We start from the raw sequence: 21,803 nt of genomic DNA, 5'->3' as shown, positions 1-21,803 counted from the left end.
CAAGGGAGACGGCTGATATGCCGGAGAGCTCGACCGGGCTCGGAGAAGTCAGCACGATCATCCTCGCCGCCGGTGAGGGCACCAGGATGCGGTCCCGCACACCGAAGGTGCTGCACCGGATCGCGGGCCGCTCGCTGGTCGAGCACGCGGTCCGCGCCGCCGCCGGGCTGCGGCCCGTGCGGGTCGCGGTGGTCGTCGGCCACGGGCGCGGTGCCGTCACCGAACACCTCACCGAGGTCGAGAAGAGCATCGTCTCGCCCGTGACGGTCGCGGTGCAGGAGGAGCAGCACGGCACCGGGCACGCGGTCCGCTGCGCGCTCGACGTGCTGCCGGCCGAACTGGCCGGCACCGTTCTCGTGACCTACGGCGACGTGCCGCTGCTCGACACCACCACGCTGTCCGCGCTGCTCGCCGAGCACGGCGAGAAGGGCAACGCGGTCACCGTGCTGACCGCGCGGGTCGCGAACCCGCACGGCTACGGCCGCATCGTGCGCGACGCGGACGGCACGGTCGTCGCGATCGTCGAGCAGAAGGACGCCACGCCGGAGCAGGCGGCCATCACCGAGATCAACTCGGGTGTGTACGCGTTCGACGCCGCCGTGCTCGCCGACGCGCTCGGGCGCCTGTCCACCGACAACGCGCAGGGCGAGCAGTACCTCACCGACGTGCTCGCCATCGCCCGCGACGACGGGCACCGCTGCGGCTCGTGGACCTGCGACGACGCGTGGCTGGTCGAGGGCGTCAACGACCGCGTGCAGCTCGCGGCGCTGGGCAGGGAGATGAACCGGCGCCTCACCGAGCAGTGGATGCGCGCCGGGGTCACCATGACCGACCCGGCCACGGTGTGGCTGGACGCGGGCGTCGAACTGGCCCGTGACGTGGTGCTGGAGCCGAACGTGCAGCTCCGCGGCACTACCTCCGTCGGCGAGGGCGCGACCGTCGGCCCGGACACCACGCTGACCGACGTGCGCGTCGGCGCGGAGGCGAAGGTGGTCCGCGTGCACGGCAGCGAGTCGTCGATCGGCGACGGCGCGAACGTGGGCCCGTACGCCTACCTGCGTCCCGGCACCGTGCTGGGCGACAAGGGCAAGATCGGCACGTTCGTCGAGGTCAAGAACTCCGAGATCGGCACGGGCACGAAGGTGCCGCACCTGTCCTACGTCGGCGACGCCACGATCGGCGAGTACTCCAACATCGGGGCCGCCAGCGTGTTCGTGAACTACGACGGGGTGACCAAGCGCCGCACGACCGTCGGGTCGCACGCGCGCACCGGCAGCGACAACATGTTCGTCGCGCCGGTCACCGTCGGGGACGGCGCGTACAGCGGGGCGGGGGCCGTGCTGAGGGACGACGTGCCACCGGGTGCGCTGGCCGTTTCGGCCGGACCGCAGCGCAACATCGAAGGCTGGGTGCTGCGCAAGCGACCGGGCACGCCCGCGGCGGAAGCCGCCCGGCGCGCACTGGGCATCACGTCCGAGGCTTCGGAGGAGCAAGCATGAACGCCAAGTCCGGGACACCGAAGAAGAACCTGATGTTCTTCTCCGGACGGGCACACCCCGAACTCGCCGAGGAGGTCGCGAAACACCTCAACGTGTCGATCACGCCGCAGTCGGCGTACGACTTCGCGAACGGTGAGATCTTCGTCCGGTTCGAGGAGTCGGTCCGCGGCTGCGACGCGTTCGTCATCCAGAGCCACTGCGAGCCCATCAACCAGTGGGTCATGGAGCAGCTGATCATGGTGGACGCGCTGAAGCGGGCGTCGGCCAAGCGGATCACCGTGATCATGCCGTTCTACCCGTACGCGCGGCAGGACAAGAAGCACAAGGGCCGCGAGCCGATCTCCGCGCGGCTCATCGCGGACCTGTTCAAGACCGCGGGCGCGGACCGGATCATGACCGTGGACCTGCACACCGCGCAGATCCAGGGCTTCTTCGACGGCCCGGTGGACCACCTGTTCGCGCAGACGCTGCTGTCGAAGTACGTGAAGGAGAAGTACGGCGCCGACAACGTGACGGTCGTGTCGCCGGACGCGGGCCGCACGAAGCTCGCGGAGAAGTGGGCCGACGACCTCGGCGGCGTGCCGATCGCGTTCATCCACAAGACCCGCGACCCGCTGCGCCCCAACGAGGTCGTCGCGAACCGCGTGGTCGGCGAGGTCCGCGACCGCCTGTGCGTGGTGATCGACGACATGGTCGACACCGGCGGCACCATCGCGAAGGCCGTGGACCAGCTGCTCGACGAGGGCGCCGCGGACGTGGTCGTGGCCGCGTCGCACGGCGTGCTGTCCGGTCCGGCCCCGGAACGCCTGTCCCAGTGCGGCGCGAAGGAAGTCGTGTTCGCCAACACCCTCCCGATCCCGGACGTGAAGCGCTTCGAGAAGCTGACGGTCCTGTCGATCGCGCCGCTGCTGGCCCGCGCCATCCAGGAGGTCTTCGAAGACGGCTCGGTGACGAGCCTCTTCGACGGCAACGCGTAGTCCGGCGGGCCCCAATGCCCTGAACGACGCTTTCGGGACGCTCGATGCCCCGAAAGCGTCTTTCAGGGCAGCACGCCCCCCGGTGCCCTTGCCAAAGGAAGCCGCGTAGACTATCCGGGTTGCCTCGGCGAGGGCGGGCGTCCAGCCCGGCGTGATCGACGCGGCGGCTTGACTGCCGCGCGCTCATGTACCGTCGCCGCAGGTCGCCGCCGCCCCCAAGGTTTCTTGTAGCAAGGAGTGCACCACCGTGTCCGAGGTCCGTCTCGCCGCCGAAGCCCGTACCGAATTCGGCAAGGGCGCCGCGCGCCGCACCCGCCGCGCAGGCAAGATCCCCGCGGTGCTCTACGGCCACGGTTCCGACCCGAAGCACCTGGCGCTGCCGGCGATCGAGTTCGCCCGCGTCGTCCGTGAGCACGGGCAGAACGCCGTACTGACGCTGGAGATCGACAGCAACAGTGAACTGGCGCTCACCAAGACCGTCACCACCCACCCGATCAAGAACTACATCGAGCACGTCGACCTGCTCCTCGTCCAGCGCGGCGAGAAGGTCAACGTCGAGGTGCCCGTCGTCATCACCGGTGAGGCCACCCCCGGCACGCTGGTCACCCAGGACGCGACCGTCATCGAGGTGTCCGTCGAGGCGCTGCACATCCCGGAGCAGTTCGAGGTGTCCATCGACGGCACCGAAGCCGGCCTGCAGATCCTCGCGAAGGACGTCAAGCTTCCGGCGGGCTCCGAGCTGGTGACCGATGCCGACACGCTGATCGTCGCCGTGAACGTCTCCCCGACCGCGGGTGACATGGAGGGCGAGACCGAGGGCGAGGCGGCCGAGGCGCCTGCCACCCCCGAGTCCACCGAGGAGTGAGAGTTCTCTGACCGGGCGGTTCCCTTCGGGGGCCGCCCGGTTAGCGTTTCAGCATGACTTCCGCTGCCACTGACGAGCCGGTCCTGGTCGTGGGACTCGGCAACCCCGGCCCGCGCTACGTCGCCAACCGCCACAACGTGGGGTTCCTGGTGGTCGACGAGCTGGCGGCCCGCGTCGGCGGCAAGTTCAAGGTGCACAAGGGTGGCGCCGAGGTGCTGGAGTGCCGCCTCGGCGGCCGCCGCGCCATCCTGGCGAAACCCAGGTCCTTCATGAACGTCTCGGGCGGCCCGGTGGTGGGCACGGCCCGGTTCTACAAGATCGACCCGGCGGAGGTCGTGGTCGTCCACGACGAGCTGGACCTCCCGTACGCGACCATCCGGTTGAAGCTAGGCGGTGGCGAGAACGGGCACAATGGTCTGCGGTCAATCTCCAAAAGCCTCGGCACTCGCGACTACCTGCGGGTACGGTTCGGCATCGGACGACCGCCGGGCCGCATGGACCCAGCCGACTTCGTGCTGCGGGACTTCTCGGCGACCGAACGCAAAGAGCTGGCGTTATCCGTCGACCATTGCGCCGACGCGACAGAAGCGCTGGTGGGCAAGGGCCTGGAAGCGGCGCAGAACCTCTTCCACACCCGCTAGGGAGTGCCGATGGACGTGCCACTGACCCCGATCGTCGTCGACGTCGTGACGTTCGACCGGGCTCCGCTCGGCCGCCGCGGCTACAACGAGGACCAGGTCGACGACTTCCTCGACCGCATACAGGCCGCCCTCGCGGGCGAGGACACCCTGTCGTCCCACGAGGTCCGCGCGGTCGAGTTCGACCCGGCACCGTTCATCCGCCGCGGTTACCACGAGGACCAGGTGGACGAGTTCCTCGACCTCGTGGTGGAGGAACTGGACCGCCGGGAGGGCAACGCACCCGCTCCGGGCGTCACCCACCAGACGGCGGACAACCCACCGGGCGGGCTCCTTTGGTCGCGCCACACGCCGGGTTCGAGCGGCCCACCCGTCACGGGCGGCGGCCACGGCGCACCCGGCAGCCGTCCCGGCACTGGCCCCGGAAAACTGGGTCTGAGCGGCATGCCCGGCTCCGGCAGTCACCCCGGCACGACCGCCCTTCCCGGCGGAGCCCCCGGCTCCGGCAACTACCCCGGCAACCCGCCAGGCACCAACACTCCGCCAGGCGGCACCCCGGCCTCCGGCAACGCCCCGGGCACGAACACCCCGCCGGGCGGAACTCCGCGCTACTCCGGCAATGCGACCGCCTCCGGCAACACGTCCGGCGCAAGCGGCACACCCGCCACCCACGGCCACATCCGCAACACCGCCGTCTCCGACGGCACTCCCGGCTCAACCGGCACCGACACGCCGCCGGGCGGAACTCCGGGCCACCCCGGCAACGCCCCTACCTCCAGCGGCTCTCCCGGCTCACCCAACTCCACCACCCCCGGCTACCCCGGCAACACCCCCACTCCCGGCGGCACTCCCAGTTCCACCGCCACCCCCGGCCCCGCCACCCACGGCGGAACATCTGGCTACCCCGGCAGCCCCCCCGTCCCCGGCAGCACTCCCGACACCCCCAGCCCTGCCGCCCCCGGCTACCCCGGCAACGCCGCCGTCTCCGGCGGCACTCCCGGCTCAACCGGCACCCCCAGCTCCACCACCCCCGGCAACACGGCCCACTCCAGCAGCTCGCCCGGCACACCCGGGCCCGCCACCGCAGGCGGAACTCCGGGCTACTCCGGCAACACCCCCACCTCCGGTGGCATGCCCGGCTCCGCCTACCCCACCCCGGGCGGCGTTCCGGCCGGAACCTCCGGCTATCCCGGCACCGCCCCCACCGCCGGCGCGACGAACCCTCCGGCAGGCCCCGGCGTCCCCACCGGAGCCGGGGCGCCGGGTGGCGGCTCCGAGGGCGGGTACCCCGATCCGATCGCGTGGTTGCCGTTCCCGCCCGCTCAGCCGAGGACGGCCCCGCCGCTGACGCCCGCCGAGCAGACGAATCCGATGCTGTTCGCGCAGCCGCCGTCGTGGCCGTCGCCGAGTACGCAGCCGTTGAAGCGGGAGCCTGGGGACGCCGTCGGCCCCCCGAATTCCAGCGTAGGGGCCACCACCGACAAAACCGGCGATCCTCAGGCGACGGAGCCGGACGAGAGTCCCGTTCGTTCGCATGCGCCGTCGGTGGAGGCCGGGCAGGCCGCGTCGGCGCTTCGGGCCGGGGCCGTGCCGGACGACCTGGCCGAGGAGCCGGCAGCCGAGTCGGTCGCCGCGCCGGTGCGCACGCTGGCCGACTACGCGCGCAAGCAGCCCCCGGCCGTCGAGCCGCCCGAGGAGAGCCCGGACGCCGGCGACGCACCAGCGTTCCCGCTACCGCCGGCACCGCCCGGCGAACCCGGCTACGCGCCGTCCGACGTGGCACGCCTGATGAAGCTGCTCACGACCGCACCCGATCGTGAGCAGCTCACCAACATGACCTTCGGCCTCACCACGAACGGCGGCTACCACACCGGCACCGTCGACGCGCTCCGTCAGGCCTGGATCGACGCGCTGTCTACGAAGCAGCCTTGATCGACTCCGCCAGCTGCTCACCCGCGGCGGCTCGGCGGAGCTTGCCGGACGGCGTCTTCGGCAGCGTCCCGGCGGGCAGCACCAGCACCGCGGACGGCCGGGCGTTCACCGCCTCGAAGACCCGCGCGCCGACCTCCTTGCGCAGGGACTTCGCCTTCTCGGCGTCACCGGCGAACCGCGACTCGACCACCACCGCGAACCGTTCCCGCCGCGTCCCCGCGTCGAGGCGGACCGCCACCGCGTTGCCTGCGCGGACACCGTCCACAGAGGTCGCCGCGCGTTCGATGTCCGTCGGGTAGATGTTGCGGCCGGCCAGGATGATCACGTCCTTCGCGCGGCCGCAGATGACGATCTCACCGTCCACTATGTACCCGAGGTCGCCGGTCGGCAGCCAGCCCTCGTCGTTCATCGTCGCGAGTGGACCGTCGACGGTCAGGTAGCCGGGGGTGACCGACGGGCCGCGGACCTGGATCTCGCCGACCTCCCGTTCGGACACCGCCGCACCCGACGCCACCGACACGATCCGCGCGTCGAAGCCGTCCAGCGGCGGGCCCAGGATCGCGAACGTCCGGCGGGCGGACTCGTCGACGGAGGCATCGACGGGCACCGCGCGGTTCTCCTCCTCGAGCGCCACCGCGTCCAGGTGGTCGAGCCGCAGCCCGATCATCGGGCTGGCGAAGGAGATCGCGAGCGTGCCCTCCGCCATGCCGTAGGCCGGGAACACGCACTCGGCAGGCATCTTGAAGCGGGCGCCCGCCTCGACGAACGCCTTGACCGCCTTCTCGTCGATCGGCTCGGCGCCGTTCAGCGCGATCCGCAGCTTCGACAGGTCGTACCCGGCGTCGTCCGCCTCGCCGCCGAGGCGGCGGCCCAGCAGGGCGTACGCGAAGTTCGGGGCCGCGGTGATCGTGCCGCCGTACTCGGTGATCAGCTTCGCCCACAGCAGCGGCGCGGTGAGGAAGTCGACCGGCGTGACCTTCACCAGCTCGATCCCCCACGCCATGGGGGTGGTGTAGAAGCCGACCATGCCCATGTCGTGGAACATCGGCAGCCACGACACCATCACGTCGTGCTCGGGGTCGAGCTCGGCGCGGTCGGCCATCGCGGTGATGTTCGCCAGCAGGTTGCCGTGGGTGATCCGCACGGCCTTCGGGTCGGCGGTCGAGCCGCTGGTCAGCTGCAGCAGGGCGGGCGCGTCCTCGTCGACCTCGACGAAGGTCGCCAGCGGTGTGCCGCCTCCCAGCTCGGAGATCAGCAGGTAGCCGATGCCGTGCTGCTCCAGCACGGGCGCGAGCTGGTCGAACGGGTCACCGAGCAGCACCAGCTTCGACCCGATCATGTTCAGCACGCGCACGGTGTCCTCTGCCCACATCGCGAGGTCCGACCGCGGCGTCGGCTGGTGCAGCATCGTGACGCTGCCGCCCGCCAGCCACACGGCCTGCACGGCCGGGCCGATCGCGGCGGGTGCCGCGGCCAGCACGGCCACCGCGTCCCCCCGCGCGAGACCGTGCGAGACGAGCGCACCCGCCATCGCCTTGGCCTGCTCGTGCACCTGGGCCCACGTGGTGTGCACCGGTTCGCCCGGCTCTCCCGTGGTGACTCCGCGCCGCTGACCGCCGGCACCGGCGGTAGCGACCAACTTGTCGACGAAACGACTCATGGACCAAGCGTAGATGGGGCTATTCGGCCACGTCCGCCACGTCCAGCCAACGTTGCTCGACATCCGTCTTCTCGGCGAGGACGGTGCGCAGCTCCGCGTCGAGCGCGAGCAGCCGTTCGGCGTCGGTCGCGGCCGCGGCGAGTGCCTCGTGCAGCTCGGACTCGCGGGTGGACAGCTTGTCCAGCTGCCGTTCCAGCCGCGCCAGCTCCTTCTGCGCGGTCCGGCGCTCGGCGGCGCCGGACTTCGGCTTGCCGGTGGCGGGCGCCTTCGGCTGGGGCGCCGCGATCGCCGTGTCCCTGCGGGTCAGGTACTCCTCGATGCCGCCGGGCAGGTCGGTGATCCGCCCGTCGCCGAGCAGCGCGACGACCGTGTCGCACACGCGCTCCACCAGGTACCGATCGTGGGAGACCACGACGAGCGTGCCCGGCCACGAGTCGAGCAGGTCCTCGAGCTGCTGCAGCGTGTCGATGTCGAGGTCGTTGGTCGGCTCGTCGAGCAGCAGCACGTTCGGCTCGGCCATGAGCAGCCGCGCGATCTGCAGCCGCCGCCGCTCACCACCGGACAGGTCGCCGACCGGGGTCCACTGCCGTGCGGCCGGGAAGCCGAAGCGCTCCGCGAGCTGCGAGGCCGACATCTCCTGCTTGCCGAGCGTCACGCGCCGCGCGATCTCCTCGACCGCCTCCAGCACCCGCAGTTCGCCCGGCAGGTCGTGCAGCTCCTGCGACAGGTACGCCATCCGCACGGTCTGGCCCTGCACCCGTTTGCCGGTCTCCGGTTCGTTCTCCCCGGCGAGGAGCCGCAGCAACGTCGTCTTGCCGGACCCGTTGACGCCGACGAGACCGATGCGGTCACCGGGCCCGATGCGCCAGGTCTGGTTCTCGACGAGCAGCTTGTCGCCCGCGCGGAGCGTGATGTCCTCCAGCTCCAGCACGGTGCGGCCGAGCCGCCGCTTGGCGAACGCCAGCAGCTCGACGGAGTCCCTGGGCGGCGGCACGTCGGCGATCAGGGTCTCGGCGGCCTCGATCCGGTACTTCGGCTTGGACGTGCGCGCGGGCGGGCCGCGCCGCAGCCAGGCGAGCTCCTTGGCGGCCAGGTTGCGCCGCTTCTCCTCGAGCGTCGCGGCGAGCCGGGCACGTTCGGCGCGGGCGAAGACCCAGTCGGCGTACCCGCCCTCGTACTGCTCGACCTTGCCGCCCACAACCTCCCAGGTGCGGGTGCAGACGGTGTCGAGGAACCAGCGGTCGTGGGTGACGACGACGAGCGCGGTGCCGCGTTCGAGGAGGTGGTCGGCGAGCCAGCGCACGCCCTCGACGTCGAGGTGGTTGGTGGGCTCGTCGAGGATCAGCAGGTCGAGTTCCTGGACGAGCGCGGCGGCGAGCGCGACCCGGCGCCGCTCCCCACCGGACATGTCGCCGACGGGCGAGTCGAGCCCGAACGCGGTGATGCCGATACCGCCGAGGATCGACCGGGCCCTGGGGTCGGCGGCCCACTCGTGCTCGGCGGTGATGCCGAGCGGGTCGAGCACGGCGTTGCGAACGGTGGACCCGGCGGGCAGCTCGGTGCGCTGCGTGACGACGGCCTGCCGGAGGCTGCGCCCGCGGCTCACCCGTCCGGTGTCGGCGGGCTCGATCCCGGCGAGGACCTCGAGCAACGTCGTCTTGCCGCCCCCGTTGAGCCCGACGACTCCGATGCGGTCACCAGCCGCGACGCCGAGGGAGACGCCGTCGAGCAGCGGTTTCACGCCGTAGCTCTTGGCGACCGCCTCGAGGTTGACCAGGTTGACCACGACGGGAACGTTACCGATCCGGCTAGGCTGGCCGTCATGCGCCCGCGAACTGGTGAGGTGCTGCACTTCTCCGAGGACCCGGCGATCACCCGGTTCGAGCCACACGTGGCCCCGACCGCGGGCCGGTCCGAGCCGTACGTGTGGGCGGTCGACTCCGCCCGGTCACCCGACTACTGGTTCCCGCGCGACTGCCCCCGCGCCATGGCGTGGGCGACCGAGACCTCCACCCGCCCCGACCGCGACCGGGTACTGGGCCCTGGCGGCGGCGACCGCGTGCACGCCATCGAGTACGGCTGGCTGGAGGCGATGCGCACCGTGAAGCTGTACGCGTACCGCCTGCCCGCTGCGGCGTTCCGGCCGATCGGCACGCCGGTGCCCAACGCGCACGTGTCCACTCGCGCGGTCACCCCGCTGGGCCCGGCCGAACCGGTCGGCGACCTGCTGCGGCTGCACGAGGAGTGCGGGATTCAGCTGCGCGTGCTGAACAACCTGTGGCCCTTCTGGGACGGCGTGGTGTCGACGACGCTGGGGTTCAGCGGCATCCGCCTCCGCAACGCGAAACCCCGCCACTGAGCACCCGGACCCAGCCAACCGCTCGCTCAAAGCGCGAGCCCGGCCGGAACGCAACCCCCACCCTGTCCCGGGGGCGTCCCGCCTTGCCAGTCTACCAGGTGGGGGCTGCGGAACCAAGATGGGGAAGCCCATCTGTGGACAACTCACCCTGCTGTGGACAACTGCCCTCGCGCGCCGGAATGTCGGTCCCCCGCCGTAGGCTGGATTCCGGGGGCCGGCGGCCGCCCTCCCTCAGGCGTGCACCTGCGGTGGCGCGGACCTCGGTTCGTCGTCGCCGCCGATCACCCGCGCGCCCGGGACCGGGCCGTGGACCACGCGGACGGTCCGGCACACGCCCGCGCCCGACAGTTCCGCCGCCACCCGCAAGGCGTCATCGGCGTCCGCGCACAGGAAGGCACACGTCGGGCCGGAACCCGAGACCGTGCCCGCCAGCGCGCCGGCCGCCACCCCCGCACGCAGGGTGCGCCGCAGCCCCGGACGCAGCGAGACCGCCGCCGCCTGCAAGTCGTTGCCCAGCAACAGGGCCAGCTGACGCGGGTCACCCGACGCCAGCGCCTCCAGCACCGGCTCGACCCCGCCCACCCGCGGCGGGTCGCCCTCGGCGCGCAGGCGGTCCAGCTCGCCGTAGACCTTGGGGGTGGCCAGGCCGCCGCGGGCGAAGGCCAGCACCCAGTGGTAGGTGTGCCGTGACAGGACCGGCACGATCGACTCGCCGCGGCCGGTGCCCAGTGCGGTGCCACCGTGGAGCATGAACGGGACGTCGCTGCCGAGGTTCGCGGCGACGCCGGCCAGCTCGTCGCGGCCGATCTCCAGTTTCCACAGGTTCGCGAGGCCCACCAGGGTGGCCGCCGCGTCGGCGCTGCCACCCGCCATGCCGCCGGACACCGGGATGCCCTTGCGGATCAGCACGCGGACCTTCAGCTCACCGACCTCGCGGCCGACGTGGCGGGCCAGCTCCTCCACCGCGCGCCACGCCAGGTTCGCGCCGTTGGTCGGCACGGCCGACGCGCCCTCGCCCTGGACCTCGACACCGGGATCGTCGGCGACGGCGACGGTCACCTCGTCGGTGAGCGACAGCGACTGGAAGACGGTCGTCAGCTCGTGGAAACCGTCCCTGCGCAGATCACCCACCGCGAGGTGCAGATTCACCTTCGACGGCACCCGGACGGTCACCGGGCGGGGCACAACCGCAAGCACGCGGCCAAGCGTACGGCCCCCGCCGACCCACGCCCGGACCGGCTGTTACGCGGCCGCCACCGCCAGCGGGCGGCCGAGCGCACGCTGCACGTGCGCGCCCCGCACGGACAGCCAGCCCAGCACCACGTCGACCTGGTCACCGGTGATGCCGATCCGGAACCGCGCCACCGGCGTCTCACCGATCTTGGTCACACCGCCGCCCGACACCGCGATCTCGGCGCCGAACCGGCTCGCGGCCTCCGGCAGCAGCCCGCCGATCGACGCGAAACCCACCAGCACGATGTCGGCGACCCCCGGCGCGCTCGTCTCGATCGCGGGCAGCACCGACTGCGCGACCCGGCTTCCCGGGTCCTGCACGAGGTCCAGCAGCCTGCCGTGCTCGACGATGCGCCCGTCCTCGAGGAACGCGACGTCGTCGGCGATCTTGCGCACCACGCTGGCGTCCGGGGTGGCGACCAGCACGGTCGCGCCCAGCTCGGCACGGGCGCGGTCGAGCACCGCCAGCACACCGGCGGAACCGGTCGCGTCCAGACCACCGGTCGGGTCGTCGGCCAGCACGACGGTCGGCTCGCCGACGAGCGCACGCGCGATCGCGACCCGCTGCCGCTGGCCCGCGGAGAGCTGGTCGGGGTAGGTGGCGGCCTGGTTGGTGAGGCCGATGAGGTCGAGCAGCTTGCCGACCTTCTCGCGGCGGCGGGGACCGTCCACACCGGCCTGCTCGAGCGGGAGCGCGATGTTGCCCGCCGCGGTGCGCTGCGCGAGGAGCGACTCGCCGGCAGGCACGACGCCGATGCGGGCGCGGGCGGCGCGGAGGCTGCGCTGGTCGAGCGCGGCGGTGTTGAGACCGTCGAGGCGGAACGTGCCGCTGTCGGGCCGCTCGCGGAGGGCGAGCACACGGGCCAGGGTCGACTTGCCGGCCCTTGCGGGGCCCACGACGCCGGCGATCACACCGGCTTGCACGTCCAGGCTGACGTCATTCAGCGCGACAACGGCGCCGGTTGTACTTCGGAACGACTTGGTCAGGTTCTCAACGGTGATCACGATGTGCTCCAGTCCAGGCGCGCGCGGGTCAGGACCTCGCGCGTGTGGTGAATGGCCTCGTTCGATGAGGCTCAGGGAAGTCGGATGGCTCGAATCAGCTTCAGTTCGATGAGCACATGCGACGACAGCCCGTGACCGTGCGCCTGCACTGGTCGATGACTCGCCTGGTGGTGAGGATCTGCACCGTTCTCACTCCTCCATCGCTCCTGGCGGTAGCACCTGCCCGCGACGGGTGGTTGCTGCGGCGTCTCAGAGCCAGGTCTCTCGGCCGCTCGGGATGGAATCTCCGCAAGTAGTAGACCCGAAGAACCCATGTGATTGCAACCCGCGGGCCCCCGAATTGAGTCCCGATATCCGGAGAATCACATCCCTTACGGCTGTCCCTTACCGGCCATTCGGGCGATCGCGGCGTAGTCACCGACGGTGATCGTTTCTCCGCGGGCGGCCGGATCGACACCCGCTCGGGTGAGGATGTCCTCGGCTCGGTCGGCCGTGCCTGCCCAGCCCGCGAGGGCCGCGCGGAGGGTCTTGCGACGCTGGGCGAAAGCCGCGTCCACCAGGGTGAACACCGCGTTCCGGTCGCCCTGCTGCTGCTCGCGCCTGGTGAGGAGGACGAGTGCGGAGTCGACGTTCGGGACGGGCCAGAAGACACTGCGCGGCACGGTCGCGACCCGGCGCGCCTCGGCGTACCAGGCGATCTTGACGCTCGGGATGCCGTAGACCTTGGAGCCAGGCCCGGCGGCCATGCGGTCGGCGACCTCGGCCTGGACCATGACCAGCGCGCGCCGCATCGTCGGCAGCTCGGCGAGCAGGTGCAGCACGACGGGTACGGAGACGTTGTAGGGCAGGTTCGCCACGAGCGCGGTCGGCTCGTGGAGCTGGTCCCCGGTGGCCCGGAGCGCGTCGGCGTTGACGACGGTGAGCCGGTCGGCGAGCGCGGGCGCGCGTTCGGCGACGGTCCTCGGGAGGCGGCCGGCGAGCACGTCGTCGATCTCGACGGCGACGACCTCGCGGACGGCGGGGAGGAGGGCCAGGGTGAGCGACCCGAGGCCCGGGCCGACCTCGAGGACGGTGTCGGTGTCGTCCACCCCGGCGGCGGCCACGATGCGGCGCACGGTGTTGGGGTCGTGGACGAAGTTCTGGCCGAGCTTCTTCGTGGGGCGGACGTCGAGCTCCGCGGCCAGCCGCCGGATGTCGGCGGGGCCGAGGAGGGCACTCACGTCAGCCTCAGTCACCTGGCGAGCGTAGCCATCCCCCGGTCGCGCGCCGTGTGCGGACCGGCTCAGCCGACCTCGGCGCCGGTGTCAGCGGGCCCGAGGCGCGCGGTCGCAGGCAGGGGGCGGCCTCCGGCCCCCGGTATCCATTCTTCCAGTGGGGGCCGACATTTCAGGGGCGGCAGGGCGGAGTTGTCCACAGCCGAGGTGGTTGTCCACAGCGCCGGGTTCGCGGGCCCGAAACTGTCGGCCCCCTGCCGTAGCGTGGTGACCGGGGGCCGGAGGCCGGACCCGGAATACGACCGTGGGCCGCAGGCCAGACCCCGAACACGACCGTGGGCCGGTCCCACACGGGAACCGGCCCACGGCCGAGGGAACAGGGGTGCTTACTTCGGCAGGCCGAGCTTGCTGGAGCAGTGCGGCCAGGCGCCGTAGCCACCGGCGGCGTCGCGGAGCTTGGTCGCGATCGCGATCTGCTGTTCGCGGGTGGCCTGGTGCGGGTACTCGGCGTACATCTGGCCGCCGTTGGAGTCCCACGTGCCCTTGCTGAACTGCAGGCCGCCGTAGTAGCCGTTGCCGGTGTTGATGGCCCAGTTGCCGGTCGACTCGCATTGCGCGAGCCGGTCCCACACCTCGCCGTCCGGAATCACCGGGACCGGGGGCTCCTTGGTGCCGACGCGGACGACCTTCGGCTTGGCTTCCTTGGTGACCTTGGAGCCGATCTCCTCGCGGCCTACCTCTTTGCCGTTCTTGACGGTGATGCGGTAGGTGGCGATGCGCTCACCGGCGACGCCCGGCTCGACGACGACCTCGGTGCCCTCGTCGGCGTTCGGGTCCTCGATCTCCTGGACCGGCGGCTCGACCTTCTCGGTCTGGTTGATGACCGTGACGCCGTTCCGGGTGATCCGGACCTCGGCACCATCGGTGATCTTCAGGTCGGACGTCGGGGTGATCGTGTCCTCGGGACCGAGCGACAGCTTCAGGTCGGCCAGCAGCTCACCGGCGGTGACGGCGGTGGTCTTCATCGCCTTCGGGGCGTTGCCGCCGTCGAAGAGCGTGATGTTCTTGAGGGTCTTGACCTCGAGCGCCATCCCGTTGAGGGGGATCTCGTGGTTCTCGTCGTGCGAGAGCTTCGCGCCCTCGGTCGACAGGTTCAGCTGCTGCAGCGCCTCGCCGACCGTGGTGGAGCGGACCCACAGGTCCCGCTTCTCGCCGTCGATCGTCAGGTGGAGCTGGCGGCCGCGCTGGAGGACGATCTTGCCGTCGTCGTTGATCGCGGCCGCGGGGGACGGGGAGAGCGCGTCGTGGGCACCGACGGCGATGCCCTCGTCCTCGAGCACCTCGCCGACGGTGTCGGCGTACGTGCTGACCTGGTGGGCCTCACCGTCGATGTCGACCGTGACGGACTTGTTCATCGCGATCGCCGCGGCGCCGCCGCCGATCAGCGACACCAGGATCGAGGCGATGGTGGCCTTGAGGACCGTCTTCTTCCAGCGCCTGATACCGGTGACGACCTCGGGCGGAGCCTCGTCGGTCTCGGTCAGCGGCAGCGCGTACGCACGTCCACCGGACGTCTCGTCCGGGATGACGGGGAGGACGGTGGTCTCGGCGTTGATCAGCCGGATGAGCTCGTCGACGTCGACGTCCGCCGCCGCCATGAGCTCGTCGGCCTGGGGGCCGAGGGCGACCCGGACGTCGTGGTCCGTGATCGCGAGGGTGCCGGAGTAGGCGCTCTCGTCGGCGTCCGGCAGGTCGTAGAAGTCGGGGAACTCGGAGCGCCACGCGCGGAAGTCCTCGTCGAGGACCGCGGTGTGGGTAACCGCCGCTCCGGCTTCGACCGGGGTGAACCAATCGGTGTCGCCGAAGCTGTCACCAACCGGTCTGTTTCCGGATCCAGTCACTGGGTCGATACCTCCAGAAGGCCGTAGCCGTGCCCATCTACTGCGCGGCTTACGCGCTTTCGTTTGTTACGACGTCCCTCGGCTGGCCACCGGTCCCCGACCTGTCCGGCCTCACCGCGGGTGTCCCTGAACAACCTCGTCCTGGGTACGGTCACGGGACAGTAACGGCGACGGGCAGGTTGCGCAAACACATCCGCGAGTCTTGTGATGCTGGCCACTGCACGGATGGAGTAGCGCGGGTCGCCCGATCATCGCAGTCCTCACCGCTCGCTACCGCCGACCTCACGGGGCGTAGTCCGAGGGAGATCGAACATGCGCTCCGCGTTCGCGCCGACCTCGGCGGCGAGCTCCGCCGGATCGACCTTCCTGAGCTGCGCAAGAGCGCGGAGCGTGTAGGCGGCGCAGTACGGCTCGTTCGGCCTGCCGCGGAAGGGATGCGGCGTCAGGAACGGCGCGTCGGTCTCGACGAGGATCTGGCAACTGGGAATGAGTGCGGCTGCATCACGTTGGGCGTGTGCGTTGCGAAATGTCACGGTTCCGGCGAACGACAGCACGTACCCCTTGTCGGCGCAGCGGCGGGCGAACTCCGCGTCCCCGGAGAAGCAGTGGAAAACCACCTTCTCCGGCGCGCCTTCCTCTTCCAGGACGCGGTAGATGTCCTCGTGCGCGTCCCGGTCGTGGATCATCAGCGGCTTGCCGACCCGCTTGGCGAGGTCGATGTGCCAGCGGAACGCCTCCTGCTGCGCGACGGGCGGCGAGTAGTCCCAGTAGTAGTCGAGACCGGTCTCCCCCACGGCCACCACGCGTGGCTGCCGGACCAGCGCCTCGATCTCGGCACGGTCCGCGTCGGTGAACGACGCGGTGCGCGTCGGGTGGACCGCGACCGCCGCCCAGACCCGCTCGTCCCACGTGGCCGCCGTGGCGGCCCAGCGGGCGGCGGCGAGGTCGTCGGCGACGGTCACGACCCGCGTGACGCCCGCCGACGCGGCCCGGTCGACCATCTCGGTCACGCCGGCGGCGTCCTTGGCGCCACAGGCGTCGAGGTGGGTGTGCGCGTCGACAATGGGAACGGGGAGCGCCTCCGGGATCGGAGGACGCTCCCCTGCACGCTTGCCCATCAGTCGATGACCGGAGCCCACTCCGGGCCGGTCTCGCCGAGCTTCGGGTCGAGCTTGGTGAACAGCGGCGACGGCTTCTCGATCGGTCGCCCGACCTCGATCGGCGTGGACTCCCACTTCGCCTGCTCACCGGCGTAGTCACCGGTCAGGATCGGGTTGATCTGACCAGGCCGGTCGAGGTCCTCGACGTCCTGCTGCTCGGGCTGCGCCGCCCACACCCCGGTGCCGCCGAGCGCCTCGTGGATCTTCTGCGAGGCGTGCGGCAGGAACGGCGTGAGCATCGTGTTCGCGTCCTGCACGACCTGCAGCGCGGTGTGCAGGATCGTGTCGCGCCGCGCCGGGTCGTCCTTGCGCTTCCACGGCTCCTGGTCGGAGATGTACTTGTTCGCGGCGCTGACCACGCGCATGGCCTCCGACGCGGCCTGCTTGAACCGCGAGTGGCGCAGGAGGCCGCCGACCGTGTCGAACGCGGCGCGGGACTGGGCCTTGAGCGCCTCGTCGTCGGCGGTCAGCGCGGTCGGGTTGGGGATGGCGCCGACGTTCTTGTGCGCCATCGAGATCGACCGGTTGACGAGGTTGCCCCACTCGTTGGCCAGCTCGAAGTTCGTGCGGCGGACGAACTCCTCCCACGTGAAGTCGACGTCCTGGGTCTCGGGGCCGGCCACCGAGATGAAGTAGCGCAGGCTGTCCGGCCCGAACTCGCGCAGGAAGTCGTGCACGTAGATGACGGTGCCGCGCGAGGTCGAGAACTTCGCGCCGCTCATCTTGAGGAACTCGCTCGACACGACCTCGGTCGGCAGGTTCAGCGTGCCGAACGCGCCCGGCTCGCCGCCCTTGTCGCCGGCACCGTTCTGGCCGAGCAGCAGCGACGGCCAGATCAGCGAGTGGAAGACGATGTTGTCCTTGCCCATGAAGTAGTAGCCCTGGGCGTCCGGGTTGGTCCAGAACTCCCGCCACGCGTCGTCGTTCCCGGACCGCCGCGCCCACTCGACCGACGCGGACAGGTAGCCGATGACCGCGTCGAACCACACGTAGAACCGCTTCATGGGCTTGTCGCGCCAGCCGTCGAGCGGGATCGGCACGCCCCAGTCGAGGTCGCGGGTGATGGCGCGCGGCTTGAGGTCGTCGAGGAGGTTCTGGCTGAACTTGAGCACGTTCGGCCGCCATTCCTGCCTGCTGCCGAGGAAGGTCCCCAGCGCGCCCGCGAAGGAGGGCAGGTCGAGGAACAGGTGCTCGGTCTCGACGAACTCCGGCACCTCGCCGTTGATCTTCGATCGCGGGTTCTTCAGGTCGGCTGGGTCGAGCTGGTTGCCGCAGTTGTCGCACTGGTCGCCGCGGGCGCTCTCGTAACCGCAGATCGGGCAGGTGCCCTCGATGTAGCGGTCCGGCAGCGTGCGGCCCGTGGACGGGCTGATGGCGCCCAGCTGCGTCTTCGGGACGACGTACCCGTTGCGCCACAGCGCGGAGAACAGGTCCTGCACGACCTTGTAGTGGTTGCCCGTCGTGGTGCGGGTGAACAGGTCGTAGGACAGCCCGAGGCCCTGCAGGTCGCCGCCGATCTGGCGGGCGTACTTGTCGACGGTCGCCTGCGGCGTCGCGTTCTCCTTGTCCGCCTGGACCTGGATCGGCGTGCCGTGCTCGTCGGTGCCCGACACCATGAGCACCTTGTGCCCGGCCATGCGCATGTACCGGGAGAAGACGTCGGACGGGACTCCGAATCCGGACACATGACCGATGTGGCGGGGGCCGTTGGCGTAAGGCCAGGCCACCGCTGTCAGCACGGGGTTGCTCATGTCGGAATAGCCTACGGAGCTGGGTCCACCGGATTCGAACCGGTTCTCACGAGGAGGCAGGGTTGTCGGCCACGCGGCTCTTGGTGCTCGGGGTCGTGCGCATGTACGGCCACGCGCACGGGTACCAGGTGCGGCGCGAGCTGCTGACCTGGTCCGCGGACAAGTGGGCGAACGTCGCGCCCGGCTCGATCTACCACGCGCTGAAGAAGATGACGGCCGAGTCGCTGCTCGCCGAGGCCGGGTCGGACGCGGGGCATGGCCCGGACCGCACCGCGTACCGGCTCACCGAGGACGGGGAGACCGAGTTCCAGCTGCTGCTCGCCAAGTACCTGGCGGAGAGCGACGACTCGGCGCCGGGCGCGTACCGGCTCGCCGCGGCCGTGACGTTCCTGCCCGCGCTGCCGAGGGCGAAGGCGCTCTCGCTGTTGCGCCACCGCATCACGCAGCTCGACGGGCAGCGGGCGAGCGCGCGGGACCTGCTGGAGAACGGGTCGGACTGGGGTCAGCCGGAGCACGTCGGGGAGCTGTACCGGCTGTGGCTGGCGTCGATGGACGCGACGGACGGGTGGTTGCGCGGGCTGGTGGCGCGGCTGGAGTCCGGCGGTTACGTGATGGCCGACGACGGCGAGGCCGCCTTCGGCACCCCCGCTGATCAAGTTTGACTAGTCCGAGCCGAAGGGCCATGCTGTCCACGCTCTAGTCAAACTTGACTACGAAAGGATGGACATGATCGAAGCACGCGGTCTCGCGCGGACCTTCAGGTCCCGGGGCCGTTCTGTCGAGGCCGTACGAGGGGTCGACCTCGACGTCCATGCCGGTGAGCTGGTCGGGTTCCTCGGCCCCAACGGGGCGGGCAAGACCACCACACTGCGCATGCTCACCACCCTCCTGCGCCCCACCGCGGGGACCGCGACGGTCGGCGGTGCCGACCTGCTCGCCGACCCGGTCGGGGTGCGCAAGAAGATCGGCTACGTCGCCCAGGGCGGCGGCACCGCGCCCGAGTGCCGGGTCATCGAGGAGATCGAGATCCAGGGCCGGTTCTACGGCCTGTCCAAGGCCGACGCGGTCCGCCGTGGCGCGGAGCTGTCCGAGCAGCTCGACATCGCGGGCCTGGAGCAGCGGCTCGTGCGCACGCTGTCCGGCGGCCAGAAGCGGCGCCTCGACATCGCGCTCGGCCTGATCCACTCCCCCGGTCTGGTGTTCCTCGACGAGCCGACGACGGGTCTCGACCCGCAGAGCCGCGCGAACCTGTGGGAGCACATCCGGTCGCTGCGTGCCGAGCACGGCGTGACGGTCTTCCTGACCACGCACTACCTCGAGGAGGCCGACTCGCTCTGCGACCGCATCCTCGTGATCGACAACGGCGAGATCGTCGCCGAGGGCACCCCGGACGACCTGAAGGCCCAGGTCTCCGGCGACGGGATCACGGTCGACGTGCCCGCGGAGTCGGTGGGCGACGCGGCCGAGGTCGCGGCCCGGCTGCCCGGCGCCACCGACGTGACCACCGTGGAGAACACCGTGCGCTTCCGCGTGCCGAGAGGTGACACCGCACTGCCCGAGCTGCTGCGCGCACTCGACGGCAAGGGCATCCCGCTGACCTCGCTGCAGGTGCAGCGGCCGTCGCTGGACGACGTGTTCCTGTCGATGACGGGACGAACCCTGCGGGACGCCGAGACTCCTGGGGAGGGCTCCGATGTTGCGTGACACCTGGCTGGTGTTCCGGCGGCACATGGCGATCTCACTGCGCAACCCGGCGTGGGTGCTGATCGGGATCATGCAGCCGCTGCTGTACCTGCTGCTGTTCGGTCCGCTGATGGAGAAGATCGTGTCGTCGACACCGGGCTTCCCGCCCGGTGACAGCTGGCAGATCCTCGCGCCCGCGCTGCTGGTGCAGCTGGGGTTGTTCGGCAGCATGTTCGCCGGCTTCGCGTTGCTCGGCGACCTGCGCAACGGGGTGGTCGAGCGGCTGCGGGTGACGCCGGTGTCGCGGCTGGCGCTGCTGCTGGGCCGCGTCCTGCACGACACCGTCCAGCTGCTGGTGCAGGCACTGCTGCTGTTGCTGGTGGCGTACCTCGTGTTCGGGATGCGCGCGCCGGTCGCCGGGGTGCTGCTGTGCCTGATCATGGTGATGCTGCTGGCGGTCACGCTGTCGTCGGCGTCGTACGCGATGGCGTTGCTGGTGCGCAGCGAGGAGGCGTTCCCGGCGCTGCTGACCACTATCTCGGTGCCGTTGCTGCTGTTGACCGGGATTCTCATCCCGATCACGACGGACCTGGCGCCACGGTGGCTGTACGTGCTGTCGCGGATCAACCCGTTCGCGCATGTCATGGACGCGGAGCGGGCGTCGTTCCGTGGTGACTTCTCGGTGGACGGGCTGCTGACGGGGAGCGTGGTGCTGCTCGTGATCACCGTGCTCGCCGTGTGGTGGGGCGCGCGCACGTTCCAGAAGGAGAACGCCTAGACGCCACGAGGGGCACCTCGTGATGTTGCCATCGAGGTGCCCCCTCAACCGCCTGCGGTCCACCGGTGCCGCTGGGTCGGAACCAACACTTTGGTTCCGGGGAGGCGGACTGGTCAGCGGTTGACGGCCTGCAGGCCCTCCGGGGTGTAGCGGGCGCCGGACACCGCCTCCGCCGGGACCGCCGACGTGATCTCCGCCAGCTGGTCCTCGGTGAGCCGCACGGCCGCCGCGCCCGCGTTCTCCTCCAGGTACTTCACGCGCTTGGTGCCGGGGATCGGGGCGATGTGCTCGTTCTGCGCGAGCAGCCACGCGAGCGCCACTTGCACCGGCGTCACACCGAGAGTCGTCGCCAGGCCGTGGACGCGTTCCGCCAGCGCGATGTTGCGGCCCAGGTTCTCACCCTGGAACTGGGGCAGGCCGCGGCGGAAGTCGTCGTCCGGGAGGTTGCGCATCGTGTCGAGGTCGCCGGTCAGCATGCCGCGGCCCACCGGCGAGTACGGGACCACGCCCACACCCAGTTCGAGCGCGGTCGGCAGGACCGTGTTCGCCAGGTCGCGGTTGAACAGCGAGTACTCCGACTGCAGCGCGCTGATCGGGTGCACCGCGTGCGCCGCGCGCAGGGTCTCGGCACTCACCTCGGACAGGCCGAGGTGCCGCACCTTGCCCGCGGTCACCAGCTCCGCCATCGCGCCGACCGTGTCCTCGATCGGCACGTCCGGGTCGCGGCGGTGCAGGTAGTAGAGGTCGATCACGTCGACACCGAGCCGCTTCAGCGACCGGTCGATGGCGTCGCGGACATACGCGGGGCTGCCGTCGACCTCCACCACCCCGCCGCCCACGACGCGGCGGATGCCGAACTTCGTGGCGAGGACCACCCGGTCGCGGCGGTCCGCGATGGCGCGGCCCACCAGCTCCTCGTTGTGGCCCTGGCCGTAGACGTCGGCCGTGTCCAGGAAGGTCACGCCCAGCTCGATCGCGCGGTGGATCACCCCGATCGACTCGGTGTCGTCGGCGGGCCCGTAGACCTGTGACATCCCCATGCAGCCGAGCCCGAGCGCCGAAACCTCCAGGTCGCCGAGCATGCGCTTGTCCACGAATCACTCCTCGGTGTTGGTCTCGGCATCCACCCAACACCCTGGAGCACACTC

Annotated in this window: 18 protein-coding genes and 1 riboswitch; of the genes, 9 read left to right on the top strand and 9 right to left on the bottom strand. The window is 71.0% G+C overall.

Annotated elements, in window-relative coordinates:
* The first annotated feature begins 17 nt into the window (after positions 1-17).
* The 5 genes from glmU to FHR82_RS47770 all read left to right on the top strand — a co-directional run bounded on the left by glmU (position 18) and on the right by FHR82_RS47770 (position 5,911).
* Positions 18-1,499, top strand: a complete 1,482-nt coding sequence (glmU, locus tag FHR82_RS36665; protein WP_184815233.1) for a bifunctional UDP-N-acetylglucosamine diphosphorylase/glucosamine-1-phosphate N-acetyltransferase GlmU — start codon at positions 18-20, stop codon at positions 1,497-1,499.
* Complete coding sequence (locus FHR82_RS36660; RefSeq protein ID WP_184815232.1) at positions 1,496-2,476, top strand: ribose-phosphate diphosphokinase; 981 nt, start codon at positions 1,496-1,498, stop codon at positions 2,474-2,476. Before glmU ends, FHR82_RS36660 begins: the two co-directional genes overlap by 4 nt.
* A gap of 247 nt (positions 2,477-2,723) precedes the next feature.
* Positions 2,724-3,341 carry a 50S ribosomal protein L25/general stress protein Ctc gene (locus tag FHR82_RS36655; RefSeq protein WP_184815231.1) on the top strand — a complete coding sequence of 206 codons (618 nt, stop codon included), beginning with the start codon at positions 2,724-2,726 and terminating at the stop codon, positions 3,339-3,341.
* 53 nt (positions 3,342-3,394) lie between these two features.
* Entirely contained in the window at positions 3,395-3,982 is a 588-nt protein-coding gene (gene pth, locus FHR82_RS36650) for an aminoacyl-tRNA hydrolase (protein WP_184815230.1), read from the top strand.
* A gap of 9 nt (positions 3,983-3,991) precedes the next feature.
* Entirely contained in the window at positions 3,992-5,911 is a 1,920-nt protein-coding gene (locus FHR82_RS47770) for a DivIVA domain-containing protein (RefSeq protein WP_184815229.1), read from the top strand.
* Here FHR82_RS47770 and FHR82_RS36640 read toward each other — a convergent pair.
* Both FHR82_RS36640 and FHR82_RS36635 read right to left on the bottom strand, forming a co-directional pair.
* Entirely contained in the window at positions 5,895-7,571 is a 1,677-nt protein-coding gene (locus FHR82_RS36640; protein WP_184815228.1) for a fatty acyl-AMP ligase, read from the bottom strand. The genes FHR82_RS47770 and FHR82_RS36640 overlap by 17 nt on opposite strands.
* 19 nt (positions 7,572-7,590) lie before the next feature.
* A complete protein-coding gene (locus FHR82_RS36635) occupies positions 7,591-9,357 on the bottom strand; it encodes an ABC-F family ATP-binding cassette domain-containing protein (RefSeq protein ID WP_184815227.1) in 1,767 nt (588 codons plus the stop codon).
* Between the two features lie 36 nt (positions 9,358-9,393).
* Here FHR82_RS36635 and FHR82_RS36630 point away from each other — a divergent pair, with 36 nt between their 5' ends.
* Complete coding sequence (locus tag FHR82_RS36630; RefSeq protein ID WP_184815226.1) at positions 9,394-9,930, top strand: DUF6886 family protein; 537 nt, start codon at positions 9,394-9,396, stop codon at positions 9,928-9,930.
* Positions 9,931-10,161: 231 nt separating this feature from the next.
* Here FHR82_RS36630 and FHR82_RS36625 read toward each other — a convergent pair whose 3' ends face one another.
* The 6 genes from FHR82_RS36625 to metG form a co-directional block, all read right to left on the bottom strand.
* Entirely contained in the window at positions 10,162-11,127 is a 966-nt protein-coding gene (locus tag FHR82_RS36625; RefSeq protein ID WP_184815225.1) for a 4-(cytidine 5'-diphospho)-2-C-methyl-D-erythritol kinase, read from the bottom strand.
* A gap of 45 nt (positions 11,128-11,172) precedes the next feature.
* The gene (locus FHR82_RS36620; RefSeq protein ID WP_184815224.1) at positions 11,173-12,168 is read right to left on the bottom strand and encodes a methionine ABC transporter ATP-binding protein; all 996 of its coding nucleotides are present in this window, start codon (positions 12,166-12,168) and stop codon (positions 11,173-11,175) included.
* A 194-nt stretch (positions 12,169-12,362) separates the two neighbouring features.
* A riboswitch (SAM riboswitch) is annotated at positions 12,363-12,452 on the bottom strand.
* A gap of 87 nt (positions 12,453-12,539) precedes the next feature.
* Complete coding sequence (gene rsmA / locus FHR82_RS36615) at positions 12,540-13,403, bottom strand: 16S rRNA (adenine(1518)-N(6)/adenine(1519)-N(6))-dimethyltransferase RsmA (RefSeq protein WP_376706469.1); 864 nt, start codon at positions 13,401-13,403, stop codon at positions 12,540-12,542.
* 365 nt (positions 13,404-13,768) lie between these two features.
* A complete protein-coding gene (locus FHR82_RS36610; RefSeq protein ID WP_376706468.1) occupies positions 13,769-15,283 on the bottom strand; it encodes a resuscitation-promoting factor in 1,515 nt (504 codons plus the stop codon).
* A gap of 260 nt (positions 15,284-15,543) precedes the next feature.
* Positions 15,544-16,401: a TatD family hydrolase gene (locus FHR82_RS36605; RefSeq protein ID WP_184815223.1), complete on the bottom strand. Its 858-nt coding sequence runs from the start codon at positions 16,399-16,401 to the stop codon at positions 15,544-15,546.
* Positions 16,401-18,194 carry a methionine--tRNA ligase gene (metG, locus tag FHR82_RS36600; protein ID WP_184815222.1) on the bottom strand — a complete coding sequence of 598 codons (1,794 nt, stop codon included), beginning with the start codon at positions 18,192-18,194 and terminating at the stop codon, positions 16,401-16,403. Before metG ends, FHR82_RS36605 begins: the two co-directional genes overlap by 1 nt.
* 62 nt (positions 18,195-18,256) lie before the next feature.
* Between metG and FHR82_RS36595 the strand changes: the two genes are divergently transcribed.
* From FHR82_RS36595 to FHR82_RS36585, 3 genes are all read left to right on the top strand, one after another.
* Positions 18,257-18,856: a PadR family transcriptional regulator gene (locus FHR82_RS36595; RefSeq protein ID WP_184815221.1), complete on the top strand. Its 600-nt coding sequence runs from the start codon at positions 18,257-18,259 to the stop codon at positions 18,854-18,856.
* Between the two features lie 64 nt (positions 18,857-18,920).
* Positions 18,921-19,898, top strand: coding sequence for an ATP-binding cassette domain-containing protein (locus FHR82_RS36590; RefSeq protein WP_184815220.1), 978 nt, complete (start codon positions 18,921-18,923; stop codon positions 19,896-19,898).
* Positions 19,888-20,655, top strand: a complete 768-nt coding sequence (locus FHR82_RS36585) for an ABC transporter permease (protein WP_184815219.1) — start codon at positions 19,888-19,890, stop codon at positions 20,653-20,655. Before FHR82_RS36590 ends, FHR82_RS36585 begins: the two co-directional genes overlap by 11 nt.
* Before the next feature lie 113 nt (positions 20,656-20,768).
* Here FHR82_RS36585 and FHR82_RS36580 read toward each other — a convergent pair whose 3' ends face one another.
* Entirely contained in the window at positions 20,769-21,749 is a 981-nt protein-coding gene (locus FHR82_RS36580; protein WP_184815218.1) for an aldo/keto reductase, read from the bottom strand.
* Between the last annotated feature and the right edge of the window lie 54 nt (positions 21,750-21,803).

Origin of the sequence: Actinophytocola algeriensis (assembly GCF_014203735.1) — a bacterium.
Lineage (GTDB): Bacteria > Actinomycetota > Actinomycetes > Mycobacteriales > Pseudonocardiaceae > Actinophytocola > Actinophytocola algeriensis.
This window is presented reverse-complemented; position numbering and strand designations above follow the sequence as displayed.